Annotated in this window: 2 protein-coding genes and 1 pseudogene; all 3 read right to left on the bottom strand. The window is 45.6% G+C overall.

Translation table 11 applies throughout. The features are described from left to right. A partial coding sequence (lpxB, locus tag R7E00_RS23035; RefSeq protein ID WP_318124543.1) for a lipid-A-disaccharide synthase occupies window positions 1–433 on the bottom strand: 433 nt, incomplete at its 3' end. A gap of 110 nt (window positions 434–543) precedes the next feature. Continuing rightward, window positions 544–1,332 (bottom strand): acyl-ACP--UDP-N-acetylglucosamine O-acyltransferase, encoded by a 789-nt coding sequence (lpxA, locus tag R7E00_RS23030; RefSeq protein WP_318124541.1) that lies wholly within the window; start codon window positions 1,330–1,332, stop codon window positions 544–546. A 1-nt stretch (window position 1,333) separates the two neighbouring features. After that, a pseudogene (locus R7E00_RS23025) lies at window positions 1,334–1,542 on the bottom strand (3-hydroxyacyl-[acyl-carrier-protein] dehydratase FabZ); the annotation flags it as partial.

The following is a 1,542-nucleotide window of genomic DNA, read 5'->3' as shown; positions in this document are numbered from 1 at the left end:
GAAAAGCCAGTACCAGGTTGGTCGCTGCCTCGATTTTGAAGATACGCTTTTGACGCCACGCCCATACTGAAGGGCTCACGTAGTGCACGGTTTTAATGCCTACTTGCTTTAAATCTAACTCTAGACGCAAGTTAAAATCTGGCGCATCAATTCCGACAAAAACATCTGGCGGGTTCTGAGTGAAGTACTTAACAAGCTCAGCTTTTATTTTTAACAAACGAGGTAATCGTCCAAGCACTTCAACTAAGCCCATTACAGCTAACTCTTCCATATCAAAAAGAGATTCACAGCCTTGCGCGATCATTTTTGGCCCACCGATGCCAACGAACTCTGCATTCGGGTATCGCTCTTTCACTGCCTTGATAAAGCCTTCCCCTAGCGTGTCACCAGATAACTCGCCAGCAATGATGCCAATACGTAATGGTTTTTCCATATCGATTTCGCCCTATGTACTATGGATAAGGGATTCCTTATCCATAAAACACAAAAAGACCGCAGCCCTAATTGGGCGCGATCCTTTCCACTTATTGATTCATTCGTGAATTAACGAATGATACCACGTTCCGTTGTTTCTAGAATGTCAGAAAAACGCTTCACTGCAGGCCATTCTTGTGCCATTTCTGCAAGAATCGGTTTCACTTCTTCTAGCGTTTTACCAGAGCGGTAAATTTCTTTGTACGCTTTTTGTAGTGCTCGAATTTCTGGTTTCTCAAAACCATTGCGCTTCAAGCCAACTAGGTTCAAACCAAACGGCGTAGCATGGTTACCTTGAGCAAGTACGTAAGCAGGTACGTCCTGAACAACCGCAGAGCAACCACCAACGTATGCATAAGCGCCTACCGTACAGAATGGGTGAATAGCAGAAAGTGCCATTACACCAGCGTGATCTTCTACTGTTACATGGCCACCTAGAATCGCATTGTTACCAATGTGAGTATGGTTGCCTACTACGACGTCATGCGCGATGTGCGCATTCACGAACAGTAGGTTGTCGTCGCCAATCACTGTTGTCGCTTTGTCTTGCACAGTACCACGATGAACCTGAACCGCTTCGCGAATCACATTACGGTCACCGATAACCACGGTTGTATCTTCGCCACCATACTTCTTGTCCTGGTTTTCTTCACCAATCACTGCATGTGGGAAAATACGGTTATCTTTACCAATTTTGGTATGGCCTTTGATTACTACGTGAGACATGACTTCAGTACCTTCACCAATCTCCACCGTTGAGGTGATGTAGGTAAAAGGACCAACCGTCACGTTAGCGCCAATTTTTGCGCCTTCTTCTACCACCGCAGCTGGGTGGATTTTAGCGGTTTCATGAATCATATTAAAACTCTCGACGAGCACACTTCAGCTCTGCTGAACACACTACTTCGCCGTCAACTTTTGCTACACCGCTAAATGCAGCAATGCCACGACGCTCTTTTAGAAATTCAACTTCAATAACCATTTGGTCACCAGGAACCACAGGTTTACGGAATTTCGCGCCGTCTACACTCGCAAAGTAGTACAACTCGTTTTCTGTCGGTGCACCAA

It is taken from the genome of Vibrio sp. Vb1755, from assembly GCF_033338635.1.
Taxonomy (GTDB): Bacteria; Pseudomonadota; Gammaproteobacteria; order Enterobacterales; family Vibrionaceae; genus Vibrio; species Vibrio alginolyticus.
The sequence above is the reverse complement of the archived record's forward strand: the minus strand, read 5'-3'. Positions and strand labels throughout refer to the sequence as shown.